This is a genomic window from Gelidibacter maritimus, assembly GCF_014062315.1.
GTDB lineage: Bacteria > Bacteroidota > Bacteroidia > Flavobacteriales > Flavobacteriaceae > Gelidibacter > Gelidibacter maritimus.
Map to the genome: position 1 here is coordinate 105460 of NZ_JACGLT010000005.1, position 19129 is coordinate 124588.

General features: G+C 38.5%; 14 protein-coding genes. 10 read left to right on the forward strand and 4 right to left on the reverse strand.

Annotation, left to right across the window (positions count from 1 at the left end; all coding sequences use genetic code 11):
* Window position 1: 1 nt before the first annotated feature.
* Complete coding sequence (locus tag H3Z82_RS08270; RefSeq protein ID WP_182204718.1) at window positions 2–796, reverse strand: polysaccharide biosynthesis/export family protein; 795 nt, start codon at window positions 794–796, stop codon at window positions 2–4.
* A gap of 421 nt (window positions 797–1217) precedes the next feature.
* Here H3Z82_RS08270 and H3Z82_RS08275 point away from each other — a divergent pair, with 421 nt between their 5' ends.
* The 5 genes from H3Z82_RS08275 (at window position 1218) to H3Z82_RS08295 (ending at window position 9183) form a co-directional block, all read left to right on the forward strand.
* Window positions 1218–3077: an ABC-F family ATP-binding cassette domain-containing protein gene (locus tag H3Z82_RS08275; RefSeq protein WP_182204720.1), complete on the forward strand. Its 1860-nt coding sequence runs from the start codon at window positions 1218–1220 to the stop codon at window positions 3075–3077.
* Between the two features lie 482 nt (window positions 3078–3559).
* Window positions 3560–4330: an O-methyltransferase gene (locus H3Z82_RS08280; RefSeq protein ID WP_182204723.1), complete on the forward strand. Its 771-nt coding sequence runs from the start codon at window positions 3560–3562 to the stop codon at window positions 4328–4330.
* 133 nt (window positions 4331–4463) lie between these two features.
* Entirely contained in the window at window positions 4464–5147 is a 684-nt protein-coding gene (locus H3Z82_RS08285; protein WP_182204726.1) for an ABC transporter ATP-binding protein, read from the forward strand.
* Window positions 5148–5464: 317 nt separating this feature from the next.
* Window positions 5465–6730, forward strand: a complete 1266-nt coding sequence (locus H3Z82_RS08290) for a DUF58 domain-containing protein (protein ID WP_235982420.1) — start codon at window positions 5465–5467, stop codon at window positions 6728–6730.
* Between the two features lie 1514 nt (window positions 6731–8244).
* Window positions 8245–9183, forward strand: coding sequence for a LysR substrate-binding domain-containing protein (locus tag H3Z82_RS08295; protein WP_182204729.1), 939 nt, complete (start codon window positions 8245–8247; stop codon window positions 9181–9183).
* 120 nt (window positions 9184–9303) lie between these two features.
* On the opposite strand, the gene H3Z82_RS19635 is transcribed toward H3Z82_RS08295, so the two are convergent.
* Both H3Z82_RS19635 and H3Z82_RS08300 read right to left on the reverse strand, forming a co-directional pair.
* Window positions 9304–9501: a hypothetical protein gene (locus tag H3Z82_RS19635; protein ID WP_235982409.1), complete on the reverse strand. Its 198-nt coding sequence runs from the start codon at window positions 9499–9501 to the stop codon at window positions 9304–9306.
* A 93-nt stretch (window positions 9502–9594) separates the two neighbouring features.
* Complete coding sequence (locus H3Z82_RS08300) at window positions 9595–9870, reverse strand: hypothetical protein (protein WP_182204731.1); 276 nt, start codon at window positions 9868–9870, stop codon at window positions 9595–9597.
* A gap of 130 nt (window positions 9871–10000) precedes the next feature.
* Between H3Z82_RS08300 and H3Z82_RS08305 the strand changes: the two genes are divergently transcribed.
* From H3Z82_RS08305 to secA, 3 genes are all read left to right on the forward strand, one after another.
* Window positions 10001–10576, forward strand: a complete 576-nt coding sequence (locus H3Z82_RS08305) for a cob(I)yrinic acid a,c-diamide adenosyltransferase (protein ID WP_182204734.1) — start codon at window positions 10001–10003, stop codon at window positions 10574–10576.
* A 156-nt stretch (window positions 10577–10732) separates the two neighbouring features.
* A complete protein-coding gene (locus H3Z82_RS08310) occupies window positions 10733–10954 on the forward strand; it encodes a DUF2795 domain-containing protein (RefSeq protein WP_010177336.1) in 222 nt (73 codons plus the stop codon).
* 273 nt (window positions 10955–11227) lie between these two features.
* Window positions 11228–14581 (forward strand): preprotein translocase subunit SecA, encoded by a 3354-nt coding sequence (gene secA, locus H3Z82_RS08315; RefSeq protein WP_182204737.1) that lies wholly within the window; start codon window positions 11228–11230, stop codon window positions 14579–14581.
* Window positions 14582–14732: 151 nt separating this feature from the next.
* On the opposite strand, the gene H3Z82_RS08320 is transcribed toward secA, so the two are convergent.
* A complete protein-coding gene (locus H3Z82_RS08320) occupies window positions 14733–17213 on the reverse strand; it encodes a hypothetical protein (protein ID WP_182204739.1) in 2481 nt (826 codons plus the stop codon).
* 171 nt (window positions 17214–17384) lie between these two features.
* Here H3Z82_RS08320 and H3Z82_RS08325 point away from each other — a divergent pair, with 171 nt between their 5' ends.
* Complete coding sequence (locus H3Z82_RS08325) at window positions 17385–18053, forward strand: porin family protein (protein ID WP_182204741.1); 669 nt, start codon at window positions 17385–17387, stop codon at window positions 18051–18053.
* Between the two features lie 422 nt (window positions 18054–18475).
* Window positions 18476–18988, forward strand: a complete 513-nt coding sequence (locus H3Z82_RS08330) for a hypothetical protein (RefSeq protein WP_182204744.1) — start codon at window positions 18476–18478, stop codon at window positions 18986–18988.
* Window positions 18989–19129: the final 141 nt, after the last annotated feature.

Genomic DNA, 19129 nt, shown 5'->3' on the forward strand with positions numbered 1-19129 from the left:
ATTAGAATCTCGTAAGCAATAAAATGGTTGTGGTAACAAGACTCAAAACGGAAACAATAGTAGCCAATGACTCCCTGCCCGTTGTTCCTGTCCCCCAAGTTTTTTGTTTGAGGGGTTTCACATAAATCATATCATTGGGCTGAATATAATAATATGGCGAATTCATGACGTTGATATCTGTTAAGTCCAAATGATGAATCTGTTGGCCCTGCGGATATTGCCTGATGATCAAAACATCTTTCAAATCTCCCGTAATGTCCACTTCACCTACATTGGCAATGGCCTGAAAAATATTAACCCGCTCTTGAAATAGGATTTGAGTCCCAGGAGACCTAACCTCACCCATAGCGGTATATCTCAATCCTGACAACTTAACTGTGATAAACATATTTGCAGTTTCCTTAAACTGCTCCTCAAGAAGTTTATTTTTAATCAACTCTTCAATTTCAGTTGTCGTGTACCCCAACACCGTTATTTCTCCCAACTCCGGTATTCTTATTCTACCGTGTGTATCTACCGTAAAGCCATCAAAATAAGCGCGTTCAGATGCACTTGCATTCAGATTTCCTTCACCTATGGGATTGAAAATACTGACATTTTCTTGATCTAAAACCTTAATTCGAATGTTTAAAATATCATTGATCTGAACCCGATATGGTTTTTGCTGCTCTACCATTAACTGCAAACTATCGGTAGCCACTTCCTTGTTTTGAAGGTACACAATATCTTTATGAGGTATGCAGGACGTCAATAAACTACTGAGAATTAATCCCATAACCATTAAAAATCGTTTCATAAAGAATTACATCTGTTATGCAACTATGCTCCACTCAAGATAAATGCTCTTGCTTTTCCCTAATCCAAAAAGGAATCCAGATGACTTCTACCATTCACGCTGTAGGAAGGACGTAAAATAGTAGTAATTAGCTCAATTAGATAGTGGTTGAATAGTTACTCTGTTTTGACAAATATAAGTTTTCACTATGAATATCAAAACAATTATGGTTTTTTTTGGATGATAGGTAAATTGACTACCTTAACGGATGAGAACGACTCGAATAAATTAAAGCAACATTCCCTAATTTGGATAGTCAAAAGGGTGATTTTCTTTTATATTTATACCCATAAAAGGCGCAAAAGCGCTTGAAATTGGCTTTAAAAACGAGAGTTTGATACGCTCTTGTGATTTATTCCCGTTATTTGCAAAAAAATAAACTTTGAATTACCTAACTGTTGAATCGATTTCAAAATCTTATGGCGAAGTATCGCTATTTGAAGATCTTTCTTTTAGCATCCATAAAGACGATAAAATTGCCTTTGTGGCTAAAAATGGAAGTGGAAAAACATCCATTCTAAATATTCTTTCGGGTGCCGATCAACCCGATAATGGACAAGTGGTGATCAGAAAAGGCTTGCGCTTATCCTTTTTATCGCAATCGCCAGAGTTTGATGATGATCTCACCATTGAGGACACCATTTTCAATTCCGATCTGCCCATTTTAAAAATTATTGAGAGCTACGAGAAAGCACTTTTATATCCTGAAGACGCCGACGCTTACCAAAAGGCATTTGAAGGTATGGAGCGGCATAACGCTTGGGAGTTCGAGCTGCGCTTTAAACAAATCCTTTCACAATTGAAATTGGAAGACCTGAGCAAAAAGATCAAAGTCTTATCTGGAGGACAGAAAAAACGATTGGCACTGGCAACGGCTTTGATCAATGATCCTGATCTTTTAATTTTGGACGAACCCACCAACCACCTCGATCTTGAAATGATTGAATGGTTGGAGCAGTATTTTGCGAAAGCACAAATGACCTTGTTCATGGTGACGCACGACCGGTATTTTTTGGAGCGTGTCTGTAATGAGATCATTGAATTGGACCACGGCAAACTCTATACTTATAAAGGGAATTACTCGTATTATTTGGAGCAAAAGGAAGCACGGGTAGCCAATGAAACTGCTGAAACAGGTAAAGCCAAGCAACTCTTTAAAAAAGAATTGGAATGGATGCGCCGTCAACCTAAAGCACGGACCACCAAATCGAAATCGCGCATTGACGATTTTCACGATATTAAAGCCAAAGCCCATCAACGCCGAAACGATCATCAGATTCAATTGGAAATTAATATGGAACGGTTGGGCAGCAAAATTGTGGAATTCCATAAAGTTTCAAAAGCTTTTGGGGACAAGGTGATTTTAGACGGATTTGAATATGTTTTCAAAAGGGGCGAACGGATTGGTATTATCGGAAAAAATGGGACGGGCAAATCGACGTTTTTAAATATGCTAACCGATGCCATTACCCCTGATGCTGGCAAAATCATTATTGGCGATACCGTTAAATTTGGATATTATACCCAAGGTGGCATCAAAATTAAGGAAGGCCAAAAGGTGATTGAAGTCATCAGGGAGTTTGGCGATTACTTGCCGCTGACCAAAGGACGCCAGATTAGTGCCTCACAATTATTGGAGCGTTTCTTATTTGACAGAAAAAAGCAATACGACTTCGTAGAAAAACTGAGTGGCGGCGAACAGAAACGCTTGTATCTCTGTACTGTATTGATCCAAAACCCCAACTTCCTGATCCTGGATGAGCCCACCAACGATCTGGATATTGTGACCCTAAACGTGCTTGAGGAATTCCTGCTGGATTTCCCTGGCTGTTTGCTGGTGGTATCGCACGACCGTTATTTTATGGATAAGATCGTCGATCATTTATTTGTGTTTAAAGGTGAAGGTGAAGTGGAGAATTTCCCTGGAAACTATTCCGATTATCGGGAATATGAAGCATCCGCACCAGCAGCGGATCCTGTAAAAACTGAATCCGCCACCGTTGATCAAACCAAGAACGAAGCCAAGAAACTCTCGTATAATGAGAAAAAAGAACTGAATTCGCTGGAAAGCAAAATCAGATCTCTTGAATTGGATAAAAAAGCCTTTGAGGACAAATTTCTTGACACAAGCCTGACCCAAGATCAGATCACGAAGTTGTCATTGGAATTAGAGAAAATAATAGACGAGTTAGAAGCAAAGGAGATGCGATGGTTTGAGCTTTCGGAGAAATTGGAATCTTAACGTTTGTTATTTTTGTTAGTTATTAGTTTTGAATAGCGCTCAAATAATTCAGTCAAAAACAGCAAAAAACTGCGTCACCCGCCTGAACGTGCGGGCAGGTCAGCGTTCTATTTAATTTTGACAGATGACAGATGACCGATGACCGATGACCGATGACCGATGACCGATGTCTTATAGTCTGCAGCTTTTGCATAAGTAGTGAACAATAGAAATAAGAAACTAGACTGTTCGTCCGCTAAACTGTAAATTTTGTAGAGGCGTTAAACAAAAGAAATCATAGAAAGAAGAATCCTGAAATAAGCCTACCCAACCGCCTGCCCGTCCGGAGTTTAGCGTAGGCGGGCCTGCCCGACCATTGCGAAGCGTAGGCAGGCCTGCCCATCCGCCTGCCCGTCCGGAGCTCAGCGTAGGCGGGGAGCTCAGCGAAGGCGGGCCTGCCCGTCCGCAGCGAAGCGTAGGCGGGAAAAAAGATAAAAAAACCAGTGCATCAACTCCTCAGCTACATAAAATTCCTCCTCAAATCAAAAAACCAGCATGGTGTCCATTCTCCTTTTGTTTATGATTTGGTTACGACATGTTTCTACGATCGAAAAAAACATACGGAGTACCAAGCCATAGCTGCCTATCGTTCAGAGTTGCTTCAAAACCCTAAAAAGATTAGGATCACCGATTTCGGATCGGGATCCAAAATTTTCAAATCGGATGAGCGCGCTGTTAATGCCATTGCCAGAACGTCGGGCACAACTTTAAAAAACACCAAGTTATTGTTTCGAATTGTACGGTATTTCCAATCGCCGTCCATTTTAGAACTGGGTACCAATCTTGGCATTGCCACACACGCCATGGCATTGGCAAATCCCAAAGCGAGCATTACAACAATTGAAGGCTGTTCAGAAATTTTAAATGTTGCGAATCAGCAGTTCTCCAACAAAAGGATCTCAAACGTCACAACCATCCAAGGCGATTTTACTTCCAAAATTCAAGAACTCACCCAAGATAAATGGGATCTGATATTTTTTGATGGTCACCATTCAAAAGAAGCCACCTTGCGTTATTTTGAAATTCTCTTATCCAAAGCACATAACGATTCGGTTTTTATTTTTGACGATATCTATTGGTCCAAGGGCATGACGGAAGCTTGGCAAATCATTAAAGCACACCCTAAAGTGACCGTTACTGTAGACACCTTTAATTGGGGGATTGTTTTCTTTAGAAAAGAACAAGCAGAGGAACATTTTAAGATTAGAGTGTAACAACATGGCAATTTAAACGTCTTACCAAGCGTAAAACAATTATCTTGCAACCTTGGAAAGTCAGTTGTCAGTTCTCCGATAATGAATAACCAGATAACAAGATAACTTTGAACTTTGAACCTTAAACACAGCCATGGGAAACGTCATTCACATTAGAAACATCGTTAGAAACTTCCAATTAGGATCAGAAACCGTTTATGTCTTAAAGGGTATTGACCTGGACATAGAACGCGGCGACTATGTAGCCATTATGGGGCCTTCAGGCTCTGGAAAATCGACCTTGATGAACTTGTTGGGCTGTTTGGACACGCCTACTTCCGGGACATACATTCTCAACGATAAAGATGTGAGTCAGTTGAGCGACGATCAGTTGGCTGAAATCCGAAACAAAGAAATCGGTTTTGTTTTTCAGACATTTAATTTATTACCAAGAACTACGGCCTTGGATAATGTTGCCTTACCGATGATCTATGCCGGTGCCTCAAAAGCCGATCGTCAGGCGCGTGCCACGGAAGTCTTAAATGATGTTGGTTTGGCCGATCGGATCCATCATAAACCGAATGAGCTTTCTGGAGGACAACGTCAACGTGTAGCGGTTGGACGCGCACTAGTCAATAAGCCTTCCATTATTCTTGCTGATGAACCTACGGGTAATTTAGATTCCAAAACCTCATTGGAAATCCTGCAGCTATTTGACGACATCCATTTGGCCGGAAATACCGTAATCGTCGTGACCCACGAAGAAGATGTGGCCTTAAGAGCAGCACGGGTTATTCGATTGCGCGATGGAATGATTGAGAGCGACGAAAGGAATTAATGTTCCCGCCTGCGCTGAGGCTGCGGACGGGCAAGCAGTAAGCAGTCTTCAGTGGGCAGAGTCCTTAGTGGGCAGACAGGAATTATCGCCTATATAAAACGCTAGTGGCGTATAAACCAGGTGAAAAATCAAGAACCTTCGGACAAGTCCTCCAAGTATGAATAAGAAATTGTATTTTCGATTAAGATAAGCTTAAGGTTCCCAAATCTCATTTGTGGCGATAAAACAACGGCAACACATCCGAAATTAAATTAATATTGTTTAAATCTTTTTATATACAGCCTCGGTTTTTTTATAGCGGTATCGTCATTATAACCCTGTTTGTGTTCAGTTATTTCGTTCCCGTTTTATTTGGAATTGCCCAACTAAGCATTCTGGTGGTTCTATTATTGTTATTTATTGACATCCTGATTGTATTCCTTGGCAAGAATAAAATTATTGGCAATCGAATTTTACCTGATAAATTTTCTAATGGCGATAATAATCAAGTAGAAATTAGTATTGAAAACCATTACCCGTTCGCCATTGAATTAACTATCATTGATGAAATTCCATTTCAGTTCCAAGTAAGGGATTTTGAGCTCAAACTCAACCTTAAACCGCATAAGGAAGATCGGATCACCTATAACCTGAAACCTAAGGAACGGGGCGAGTACCATTTTGGAAACCTTAATATTTATGCATCCACAAAAATTGGACTGGTAGCCAAACGTTTTCGTTTTGACGATGGTGCTATGGTGCCCACTTATCCGAGTTTTAAACAATTGCGCAAATTTGAATTGATCAATATTAATAATAACCTGCAGGACTACGGGGTTAAAAAAATCAGGAGAATTGGCCATTCTATGGAGTTCGAGCAGATTAAGGATTATGTATTAGGCGATGATCTACGGACCATTAACTGGAAAGCAACAGCCAAGAAAAACAGTCTGATGGTCAACCAGTTTCAGGATGAAAAGTCGCAACCCATCTATTCCATTATTGATAAAGGCAGGGTGATGAAAATGCCTTTTGACGGTTTAAGCCTATTGGATTATGCCATTAATGCCACTTTGGTCATCAGCAGTATCGCCTTAAAAAAGCACGATAAAGCTGGCATGCTTTCATTCTCCAAGAAAGTGGAAAATATGGTTGTAGCCCAACGTCGAAACTCACAAATGCGCCTGATATTGGAAGCGCTCTACAATATAAAAACCGATTTTTATGAAAGTGATTTCAGTCGCTTATACGCCAATATTAAGCGCAACATCACCCAACGTAGTTTAATCCTACTCTACACCAACTTTGAAACTTTAGATAGTTTAAATCGGCAGCTGCCCTATTTGAAGGCCATTTCAAAAAACCATCTTATTGTTGTCATTTTCTTTAAAAACACAGAACTGACCAGTATTGTGGATGAGAAAGCCGCGACCATACAGCAAGTCTACGACAAGGTTATTGCCGAAAAATTTGCATTTGAAAAGCGATTGATCGTTCAGGAATTAAGAAAGTACGGCATCTACTCTATTCTAACCACGCCAGAAGACCTGACTATTGATACCATTAATAAGTATTTGGAGATTAAATCACGGGGATTGCTTTGAAGGAAGTGGGCAGTCCGCCCATACCGATCGAAGGAACTAGTTCCATAAAACAAAGGTAAGTTCGGGCGGGTCTTCAGTATCTCCACCTCTGTGAATATTACTGACGAGCAGGTCGTGTTCAGTGTTCTTGTCTACGCTGACTTTGGACGGGCAGGCGGACGGGCAGGTTTCAGGTTTCAATATCATCAAGAATTGCTAATAATCGAATTTTTTGACTTTTTCTTTGTGTGTTTTGTGTCTCCTTCGTGAATTTTGTGGAATAACTATTTTTCGTCAATCCTCAATTATCAACCGTCAATCAAAGTACCTGAGTCTTGTGTTTGACAAACTCAAATTAAATTTACCAATGTAGAGCAACTTAGTCACCCATTTTTTCGAACTGAAAGCTCCCGCTCCAAACCCCAAGCCCATTCATGCATTCACGGCCAACAATTTTTCATTTTCTCCCGATTCTATATTCTTGGCTCTTGTATCTTGTATCTTGGCTCTTGGTTCTCGGTTCTTGGCTCTCGGTTCAAAAATCAACAATCTCCAATCGTTATTCGTTATTCGTTATTCGTTATTCGTTATTCGTTATTCGTTATTCCAAAAATGTAAATTCAATTCACCTATACAAATCAAGTCAGTCACACATCTCCTCGCACTTCAAACCTCCCGCTCCAAACTCTAAAAACCTCTCGTGCATTCGCGGTCAACAATATTTCATTTTCTCCCGACTCTATATTGTTGAATCTTGGCTCTTGTATCTTGGCTCTTGGCTCTCGGTTCAAAAATCATCAATCTCCAATCCTCAATCGTTATTCGTTATTCGTTATTCAAAAAATGTAAATTCAATTCACCTATACAAATCAACTTAGTCCGGCATTTCTCCGCACATAAAGCTTCCCGGTCCAAACTCTAAAAACCTCTCGTGTATTCATGGTTTACAATATTTCATTTTCTCCCAATTCTATATTCTTGACTCTTGGCTCTTGTATCTTGGCTCTTGGCTCTCGGTTCAAAAATCATCAATCTCCAATCCTCAATCGTTATTCGTTATTCGTTATTCGTTATTCGTTATTCGTTATTCGTTATTCCAAAAATGCAAATTCAATTCACCTATACAAATCAACCTAGTCCGGCATTTCTTCGCATAAGCTTCCCGCTCCAAACCCAAGCCCATTCGTGCATTCACGGCCAACAATATTTCATTTTCTCACGATTCTATATTGTTGAATCTTGTATCTTGTATCTTGGCTCTTGGCTCTCGATTCAAAAATCAACAATCTCCAATCTCCAATCTTAAATCTTAAATCGTTATCCATAAATCAACTCTCATTATTTAACACCCCAAACTTCCCGCTCAATGCCTTAAAACACATTGATATATAAGAGCCCAAAAAAGGTTTCAACCAGAGCATCAATAAAAAGCCTGTCTTTCAACTTTTGACCAATAAAAATTATGCTTTAATTAACCTATTTTATTATAGCTTTTATAGATAGTTTTTATATTTTTATAGTTTAAATGAATAACCATGACCATTACGCAATTAACTTACGTTATAGCCATTGCTGAATATAAAAATTTTACAAAAGCGGCCGAAAAATGTTTTGTGACCCAACCCACCTTAAGCACCCAAATCCAAAAGTTGGAAGAAGAATTAGAGGTGCTCATTTTTGATCGTAGCAAAAAACCTATAGAACTCACTGAAGTTGGACGAAAAATCGTACAGCAAGCACGAAATATCGTCAATGAATCCGAGCGGATCCAAGACATTGTCGATCAGCAAAAAGGCTTTATTGGTGGCGAATTCCGTATTGGGATCATTCCTACGGTAATGCCTACCTTGCTTCCGATGTTTTTGAAAACATTTATAAAGCGATTCCCTAAGGTAAAACTAAAGATTGAAGAGCTTACCACTGATGAAATTATCCTCAGGATTAAAGACGGCCACTTAGATGCGGCCATTGCTGCAACGCCTTTAGAAAGTGAAAACATCAAAGAGCGCGTGCTCTATTATGAACCTTTTGTAGGTTATATACCTGAACATCATCGACTATTTGAAAAGAAAACTATTGAAGTGTCCGACCTAGAGATCAACGATATGTTGTTACTGGAAGATGGCCACTGTTTTAGGGATGGGATCATTAATCTGTGTAAGGCCTTTAAAGATCAAAATGATGATAGTTTTCAGTTAGAAAGCGGCAGCATAGAAACCTTGATCAAGCTCTCAAACGAAGGTTTGGGCATGACCCTGCTCCCCTATTTACACACGTTGGAACTCAATGATAATCTTAAAGTCAATTTACACCATTTTGTTGAGCCCTCTCCAGCACGTGAGGTCAGTATCATATACCATAAGAGTAAATTAAAAATGCAAATTATTGATGCCTTGCACGATGTAATTTCGGGAATTATTCGTGGAGCGATAGCATTTCAAAACGTGAAAATTATTAGTCCTCTATCAAAATAGGAGTTTGATTTTAATCGTGATAAATTTAGGAACCTCAAGTCCCAGTATTAATGATCAAGAACCTCTGGGTATTAAAATCTACTGATGGAAAAAAAAAGCGACCGATTGGTCGCTTTTCTTTTAAGTTTTTAAATAGATTAAACATTGGTTTAGCTCAGGGTTCTGTAGGATTAAAGCCTTGATAAAGACTTTCAGCTCTTCAATTTCGTAAGGCAATAAGCGTTGAATAGCTTTTTGAACTTCTCTACAGAACAACGCAGTATCAAAACTGACTTTGCTAAGTACAGTCTTAGTGTACTCAAACATTGCTCTTGACATGATTTTTTAGTTTAGGTTATAATATTATTAGGTAGATATAAATAATAGGCATCATTTTTTAGGTTGTCTAAATTTAGTAAAAAAATAAGCATCTTACCTAACGAAGTCTAACTTTAACAAATTAAAAGGACAATTTCTTTTTTTAAAAAGCAATACACCCATCCAAAACAGCACCCAATACAGTAAGGCCACTGCTTTCCCCCTTCCGCCTCTAACCCTCTTTAAATGTGTTGGTTGTATCAATAAATCGGCAGTTTCCCATTTATCAAGTAGCCAGGCAAATACTTCTAAGAACCATCCGAATCCACTTTCAACGTCAACCTCAACTTCGACTTCAACTTCAACTTCAACTTCAACTTCAATCGGCATGATCATCCCCCCAATTCACATCTTCTTCTCCAAAAAAATAGTCCGCCATTGGTGGTAAACTTTTTCAATCTATTGTATCTTCGTACTTCAAGCTTTACGCTTCAATCTTCAATCTATAATTTCTATTATCATGAAAATCTATACAAAAACAGGCGATAAAGGGACCACGGCGCTATTTGGTGGTACCAGAGTTCCAAAACACCACATCCGCATTGACAGTTACGGAACGGTTGATGAATTAAACTCACATATTGGTTTGGTCAGAGATCAGAACATCGACCAACATTCCAAAAATATCTTAATGATTATTCAGGACCGGTTATTTACCATTGGCTCTACTTTGGCTACTGACCCCGAAAAAGCGACACTTAAAAGTGGCAAAGCCCGATTGAACATTCCTAAAATATCAACAGAAGACATTCAACGTTTAGAGAATGAGATCGATCAAATGAACGCCGAACTACCTGAAATGACGCATTTTGTGTTGCCCGGCGGCCACCAGACTGTGTCATTCTGTCATATTGCCCGGTGCGTCTGCCGAAGAGCCGAACGTTTGGCGTCAGCACTCAATGATTTAGAGCCTTTCCAACCCGAAACCTTGACCTATCTGAACCGCCTATCTGACTACTTATTTGTGTTGGCACGGAAGTTGTCTCATGACTTGAAAGCAGAAGAAATACAATGGATTCCAGAAAAAGAATCCTAAAGAAATTAGGTACTTACCTTAATTTTGATTATATATTAATAGTGAGAAATCCTGTAAGAATTATACGCATTTTTAAATGGTGATTAAATAATTCATTTATTACTTGATTATATCAACAAAAAAATTATTTTTGCAAAAATTTAAAACGAATAACAAATGTATTGGACATTAGAACTAGCATCTTATTTAAGTGATGCGCCTTGGCCTGCAACCAAAGACGAATTAATTGATTATGCGATCCGTACTGGTGCGCCTTTAGAAGTGGTAGAGAATTTACAGGCTATTGAAGATGAAGGAGATTCTTACGATTCTATTGAAGAAATTTGGTCAGATTATCCAACCGATGAAGACTACCTCTGGAACGAGGACGAATATTAAATCAAGATCCGAGCAACGGGGCACAAGATGTGAATGATAAATTGTCTTTACGATGGTGATAAGCCTCGGTGTATAAATGCCCACTAGTGGGAAATAAATCAAAAAGAATAGTTAAAAAGTCTCCTCAAGAGACTTTTTTTGTGCGTTATTTTTCAATAAACTTAGTACAAACCGTATCTTTGTGAGCCTTACAGGCAAAACAATGCACAAATAACAGAGATTATCATAAATGCACACGGAACATATCAACGTGTAGCTTAAAAAATACACTATATGAGTTTTTTAGATTCAATATTAAAGGTTTTTGTTGGCGACAAATCCAAACAGGATGTCAAAGCCATCATTCCTATTGTAGATCAGATTAAAACCTACGAGAAAGCTTTGGAAGCTTTGTCTCATGACGAGTTAAGAGCAAAAACAGAGTTTTTTAAATCTAAGATTGCTGAAGCGCGCAAGCCTTTTAACGATACCATTGAAAAGCTTCAAAAAGATGCTGAAGCTACTGAAGATATTGATGAGCGGGAAGATATCTACGTTGAGATTGACCGCATTAGAGACGATATTTATGAGGCTACGGAAAAAGTTTTGAACGACATACTGCCGGAAGCCTTTGGTGTAGTTAAAGAAACCGCCAAACGCTTTGTCCACAATACGTCCTTGACCGTAACAGCCAGCACTTTTGATCGTGAAATTTCAGGAAGTAAAGACTACGTTACCTTAGATGATGACAAAGCGATATGGGCTAACTCCTGGGATGCTGCCGGTAAACCGATTACTTGGGATATGATCCACTACGACGTTCAACTTATTGGTGGTGTAGCACTTCATCAGGGTAAAATTGCAGAAATGCAGACTGGTGAAGGTAAAACCCTCGTGGCATCACTTCCAATGTACTTAAATGCACTTACGGGCAATGGTGTACATCTGGTAACGGTCAACGATTATTTAGCAAAACGTGACAGCGCATGGATGGCACCCCTATTCGAATTTCATGGCATGAGTGTCGATTGTATCGATTACCATCAGCCCAATTCTGCTTCTCGTAAAAAAGCGTATAATGCAGATATCACCTACGGAACCAATAATGAATTTGGTTTCGACTACCTGCGTGATAATATGGCACACTCGCCTGACGATTTAGTACAACGCCCACATCATTATGCCATTGTGGATGAGGTGGATTCAGTACTGGTGGATGACGCGCGTACGCCATTGATTATCTCTGGACCAATTCCGCAAGGAGAACGTCATGAATTTAACGAGTTAAAACCTAAAGTTGATGCCATTGCCGCTGCGCAACGCCAATATTTAACTGGTGTTTTAGCTGAAGCCAAGAAATTGATTGCTGAAGGCGATCTTAAAGAAGGTGGTTTTAAATTGTTGCGTGTTTATAGAGGAATGCCTAAAAACAAAGCCTTGATCAAATTTTTAAGTGAGGAAGGCATTAAACAATTACTGCAAAAAACCGAAAACCACTATATGCAGGACAATAACCGCGAAATGCCTAAAATTGATGCGGAGCTGTACTATGTGATTGATGAAAAAAATAATCAGGTTGAATTATCTGATAAAGGTGTGGACTTCCTTTCCGGAGAAGATGATCCAAACTTCTTCGTCATGCCAGAAATCGGCATGGAGATTTCAAAAATTGAAGCTCAAAATCTTTCCAAAGAAGACGAAGCTGAAGCAAAAGAAGAATTGTTCAGGGATTTTGGTATCAAATCAGAACGTATCCATACGCTAAGCCAGCTATTAAAGGCTTATGCCCTTTTTGAAAAAGACATTCAGTATGTGGTTATTGACAATAAGGTAATGATTGTTGATGAGCAAACCGGTCGTATTATGGACGGACGTCGTTATAGCGACGGTTTACACCAAGCTATTGAAGCTAAAGAGAATGTCAAAATTGAAGCGGCAACGCAAACTTTTGCCACGGTAACGCTTCAAAATTACTTTAGAATGTACCGTAAATTGGCAGGGATGACTGGTACAGCATTGACAGAAGCTGGTGAGTTTTGGGAGATCTACAAATTAGATGTTGTTGAAATTCCAACCAACAGACCGATTGCCCGTGATGACCGCGACGATTTGGTTTATAAAACAAAACGCGAAAAGTACAATGCAGTCATTGACGAGGTCACCAAACTATCTCAGGCAGGTCGCCCCGTTTTAATTGGAACAACGAGCGTTGAAATTAGTGAGTTATTAGGTAAAATGTTGAACCTACGAAAAGTCCCTCACAACGTTTTGAACGCAAAGCTCCATAAGAAAGAGGCCGATATTGTTGCAGAAGCAGGACAACCAGGTCAGGTGACTATTGCCACCAATATGGCTGGTCGTGGTACGGATATTAAGCTGAGTGAAGAAGTGAAGAAAGCAGGTGGCTTGGCCATTATCGGTACTGAACGTCATGATTCGCGTCGTGTGGACAGGCAGTTGCGTGGTCGTGCCGGACGTCAGGGAGATCCAGGAAGCTCTCAGTTTTATGCCTCCTTGGAAGACAATTTGATGCGTCTTTTTGGTAGTGAACGTATTGCAAAAATGATGGATAGAATGGGCCTTAAGGAGGGTGAAGTGATTCAACATTCCATGATTTCAAAATCTATTGAGCGCGCGCAGAAAAAGGTTGAGGAAAACAACTTTGGGGTGCGAAAACGTTTATTGGAATATGATGATGTTATGAACGCCCAGCGTGAAGTGATTTACAAACGTCGTCGTCATGCCCTACATGGTGAGCGTTTGCGAGTGGATTTAGCAAATATGATCTATGACACTTCCGAAATTATTGCCCAAACCAATAAAGCGGCCAACGATTTTAAAAATTTTGAATTTGAATTGATTCGTTATTTCTCTATGAGTTCACCTATTACTGAGGCTGAATTCGGTAAAATGACCGATATGGAGATTGCTGGCAAAATTTATAAGGCAGCATTTGATCATTATAAGGATAAAATGCAAAAGAATGCAGACATGGCTTTCCCGGTCATTAAAAATGTATACGAAACCCAGCGCGACAAATTTAAACGCATCGTGGTTCCGTTTACTGATGGTGTAAAGAGTTTGCAAGTGGTCACAGATCTCGAAAAGGCTTATGAAACCAACGGGAAACAACTGATCAATGATTTTGAAAAGAACATTACCCTGGCCATCGTGGATGATGCATGGAAAACGCATTTACGTAAGATGGACGAATTGAAACAGTCGGTTCAATTAGCGGTACACGAACAAAAAGACCCCTTATTGATTTATAAATTTGAAGCTTTTGAATTGTTTAAAGAGATGATTGACCAAGTGAACAAAGATGTGATCTCCTTCTTGTTCAAAGGCGAATTACCATCAGAAACTACAGATGCCATTCAGGAAGCGCGTCAAACACGCTCCAAAGAGAAGTTGGAAACCAATAAGGAAGAAATTCCAAATCTGGACGAACGTTCTTCTCAAAGCAGAGCTGCCGGCAACACACAGCGTCAAGAAGTGGTGGAAACCATTGTTCGTGACCGACCTAAAATTGGTCGTAATGATCGGGTGACCATCAAACACGTGATAAGCGGTGAAAATAAAACTTTAAAATACAAACAGGCTGAACCTTTAATATCTAAAGGGGATTGGGTGCTGACTGAAGATTAACCCAATTTGCAAAATCAGTCCTGAAAATGCGGGATTATTATAACAAAGAGGCTATCTCATAACACTTGAGATAGCCTCTTTTTCCATACCATCAACGTTCTCTCCATCAGAGAGGTGGATCAAATTTTTAGTTCTACGGACGCGATCTGATTTAATAATGCAAATCTAAAGCTATTGATTTTTCCTCATAAATGATTGAGCCATCACTTACACTACCTTCAATAAATAATGTTACAGGCACTTTAGGTTTTGCTATGGTAAACTCTATGTTTCCATTAGCATCTGGCACAAGTTTAGGTTTCCAATCGACCGTTCCATATTGTTTATAAAAGTCATCGGTGTAATATTGATATTTAGGTACATAGAATATTTTCTGGGGACTAAATGCTAAAGGTAATTCAAATCCTTGCCCAGTCTTTCTGTTGTCTTGAAGATCAGAACCGTAATAAGAATAGATTTTTACAACCCCACTGGCACCCCTAAGGCCACCACCTATTCCTCTTTTATTGATTTCAACATAGTCCACATTATTGAGCGGATATTGATTTAATATCGAATGATCCACCAACTGTATATCATCCAAAAACACTGCCATCGGTTTAACTCTAACTTCCGAAGTCCCCATAATATCAGTAGGCGGTGGCGAGGATGATCTATGTTTTAGGGTAACAGCCCCATAATTTGCGGTGGAGTTGTTCCTTAAAGGTTTAGAACCTACAAATAACGAAAAGCCGCCCTCGCTTTCATCACTAGTTATTCCATGAAAGTGTAAAAAATCAGTAAGTGTATTAAATGTCATTCGATCGATTTCTTCTACTATTTTGATCTTTCCATATTTATGCTCCCCAAGTTTCTGAATGCGCGTTTTGGTTTTACTTACACGTGTAGAAACAGTTATTTCGTCCAATTGCTGCATATCATTCAACTTCTCAAATTGGATGGCGTTGTTGAGACTTGTGCTGATATTATAATCAAATTTCGGATTCAGATAGTCTGATTCAGCCGACAGTTTTGGAATAGCGCTTGGAAATGATTGTATATATAACTTTGCAGGTCCCAACTCACCATTACTCTTAACTTTAGACAAATACAAACGGTCATTCTCCATGGGAAAAACATTGTCTATCATAAAATTTTTTTGGTCTCTATTAACTCTGAATGTTTGTGGATCAGTCTCACCTACTGCATGCATGAGATATGAACTTGTCAGCTCGTTGCTTGAAGAGTTAATATTGACTTTATACCTGATGCCTTGCTCAAATGTATAATTCAGGCGTTCAGGAGCATTAAAAATAGTGTTCCAGTGATAACTGCTCCACCCTTGGGTAAGTAGCAGATTGTCCAATTCAAATTGTTTCTTAGCATCAATGTCAGTAAAATAATATTTGGCTTGTTCAATTGGCCCATTGACATAGGGCTGCAGATAGAGATAGGAAACGATATTATGGTCTTTATTGTAAGATTTAGTTGCTTCTGGCAAGACTGAAATACTAATATTGCTAAGCGCATCGGCATCTATGTTTTTAAAATTAAGTGCTACAGCTATAGAGTCTGTTGTTTTTGATGTTGAGATCTCATTTGACTTGAGCAGGTTGATTCCCTCATATTTAAAAAACAAACGTTCGGCAATTGGTTGATTGTTTTCATTAAAAAGTGTCAAGATATTAACTCCAGAAGAAGCACTGGCCAACTCGATGCCTATGGTAACGGTTGTATTGTCCGTAAAATTGACATCCATTAAAGTGCTTTTATCGCCATTGTGCAACAACAAATTATAATTTTTATTTTTTATAAAATCTAAGCTTTCTGTATTGGTTTTAATTGAGATAAACACCTTGGACTTAGTTCTGTTAAGGGAAACAACTACTCCCTTTTCTTCAATTTTTTGATTAAGATTGAAATCAAAATCCTTATTGCCATGTTTAAGCTTAATCCTGTAACCTGTATTAAGCTCTGCAAACAACGGAAATTTACCGATGCCCAATTTATTAGTCTTAAAGGATGTCAATACCTCATCGTTTTTGCCAAAAACTGTACCTTCTATATAAGGTACACCATAACCCAAATTATCCTTAACTACCACTCCAACTGTGTTGGATACGCCATGCAGCAGATGGCCACTTTCCGGTAAAAACTGCGCATCCAATTCGTTGGATGCAGTTTCTGTGGAAATAAACTCCTCAGTATCCGGATCAATAATTCTGATCGATTCTACATAATGGTTTTGTTCATTAAAATTAAGCATCCAATTGGTATAGGCTTTTATCTTATAGTAACCAGAAGTGAAGGTTGAATCAACAACAAACGTATTTGAGCCCACACCATCCATTATCCTGATCAACTTTTTCGCTATGGTCTTATCGTTTTTATCTTCGATTGAAACATATAAGTTGGTGGTCAGATTTGAAGGTTTTTTATCCTTCTTGTCAAAAACATAAGCAGTAAAACCAATTGCCTCGCCCTTTATATAAGTGGATTTATTAAGATGTAGATAAGCAACCTCTCTTGGGTTTCCAGTATAATTTTGGTAAGCAGAAAGCAAATTATTTTTCTCCTGTGCAACGGTAGAATACCCATTTAAAATGATAACTGTACAAAAAAGGAATTTGTAGAATAATGAAGCGTTTTTCATAATCAAGGTATTTTATCAAATATATAAAAGAATAATCGGACCAAATACTTTGCTATGTTTTTTTGGACATTTTCCAACTTTAAATAGTTCGTTCATCCAATTAGAATTTAAACTTTGATGACATTTCCGAACGATCCCGATGCTATTCCGTAACCCTATAAAATTCACATTATGAGAAATTCACAAAACAGATTCAAACTGCTCTTCTTCATCTGTATCTTTAGTTTTTCCTTTGCAGTAAATGCACAGGATTTCACGTATGGAGCCAAAGCTGGCCTTAATATTGCAGAGCTTAAATTTTCAGATAATACGGACATGAAATCACTTCTGGGAGTTCATATCGGCTTATTTGGCAATTATGCCATCAACGAAAAATTTGCCGTTCAGCCTGAGCTCTTCTTTTCAACCGGTGGCACAAAATATAGTTATAATTATATTGCCGCTATGGCTGCTGATATTGAAATGAGAAATGCGGCAACTACAGCGAGTTATGAGGCTTCGGGAAAAGTCAAAACGAACAATATAACACTTCCTGTAATGCTACAATACAAAATCACCCATGCTCTTTACGTGGAAGCAGGACCTCAATACAATCTTTTACTCTCTATCAAGGAATCGGTTGATGGCGGTTCAGATGAAGATATTAAAGAATATTATAAAACAGGTACTTTTGGTTTTGGTGTAGGCGTTGGCTATGATTTAGCCGCTTTTGCGCCAGGCCTAAAGGTAGGCGCGAGGTACACCGGAGATTTTTCTGATATGAATAAAGAAAGGGTAATTTCAGGAAACATCAAAAGCCATATGTTTCAAGTAGGTGTCACTTATGCTTTTTCAAGATAAAAAAGTGATAAATTAAATCGAAATAAAATAGAGGTTATCTTGAATTTCAAAATAACCTCTATTTATTATGATAGGTGTTGGACAATTTATAAAATTCAGTCATAAAAACAATAACTACTTCTTAAACATTACTCTACTATCTAATAGTTTTAACTTTTCATTGTGCAACTCGCCTTTCACCATAATCATTCGTTATGGCATTTAAGCATCAGGACATAATTTTAGCCACTCACTTAAGAAAGTCATATAAAAGACATAATTCGCATTAAGTTGCAAACAATAAAGTTTCAATCTTCAGTATCATAAATTAACGAGGGCGACAATTTAGACCACAAAGTTGGTGTATATTGCCATCCATAGCAAAGGTTTATTTTGGAACAATTCAATTCTCGAACTTTATAACACCAATTCCAATTTGATATATGAAACTAAGAAAAAGATTTTCAATTACTACCATAATACTACTCTTTATGATGCTTACAAGCTGTACCGATAAAACGCTACCCATCAAAGAATTTAACATTAATATGAATGGCTCGGCCAGTTTTATATCCTTAGCAGACAGTGGCGAGGTCCACGCTTTTTCTATGCAGGGAGACTCTGAAAAAGTTGGAACTCTACATGCCAACGGCGAACTGAAAAACAACGACGGCAAACTACTGGCAACAATTGATGAAGATGGTTTTGTTTATGATGCCGACACTAATAAAATGGTACAGATCAATGACACTGGTGATATTGACAATGGCAGTGGTCAATATCTTTCATGGTCAGATGATGGTAAATTCTCGATGCAACAAGGAGGTGATTTTTTGCAATTAAACCCCAATGATAAAGACCTAAGAAAATCAGCATCTTTTTTAATTTTTGTAATGATGAGCCTCAATTCAGTAACGACAGATATGTCTGATATGAACATTGACGAAAATGATTAAACAGTTGTGATCCTACCATAACTGTGTATTGAAAAATTAACGTTCTGATTTTTAAACTAAGAAGCTTCAGTTTGTCGTATTAAGGACGAATCAAAAAATCAATTGACTGGCGTTGAAAGGTATTGATCTTGATGTGATTCC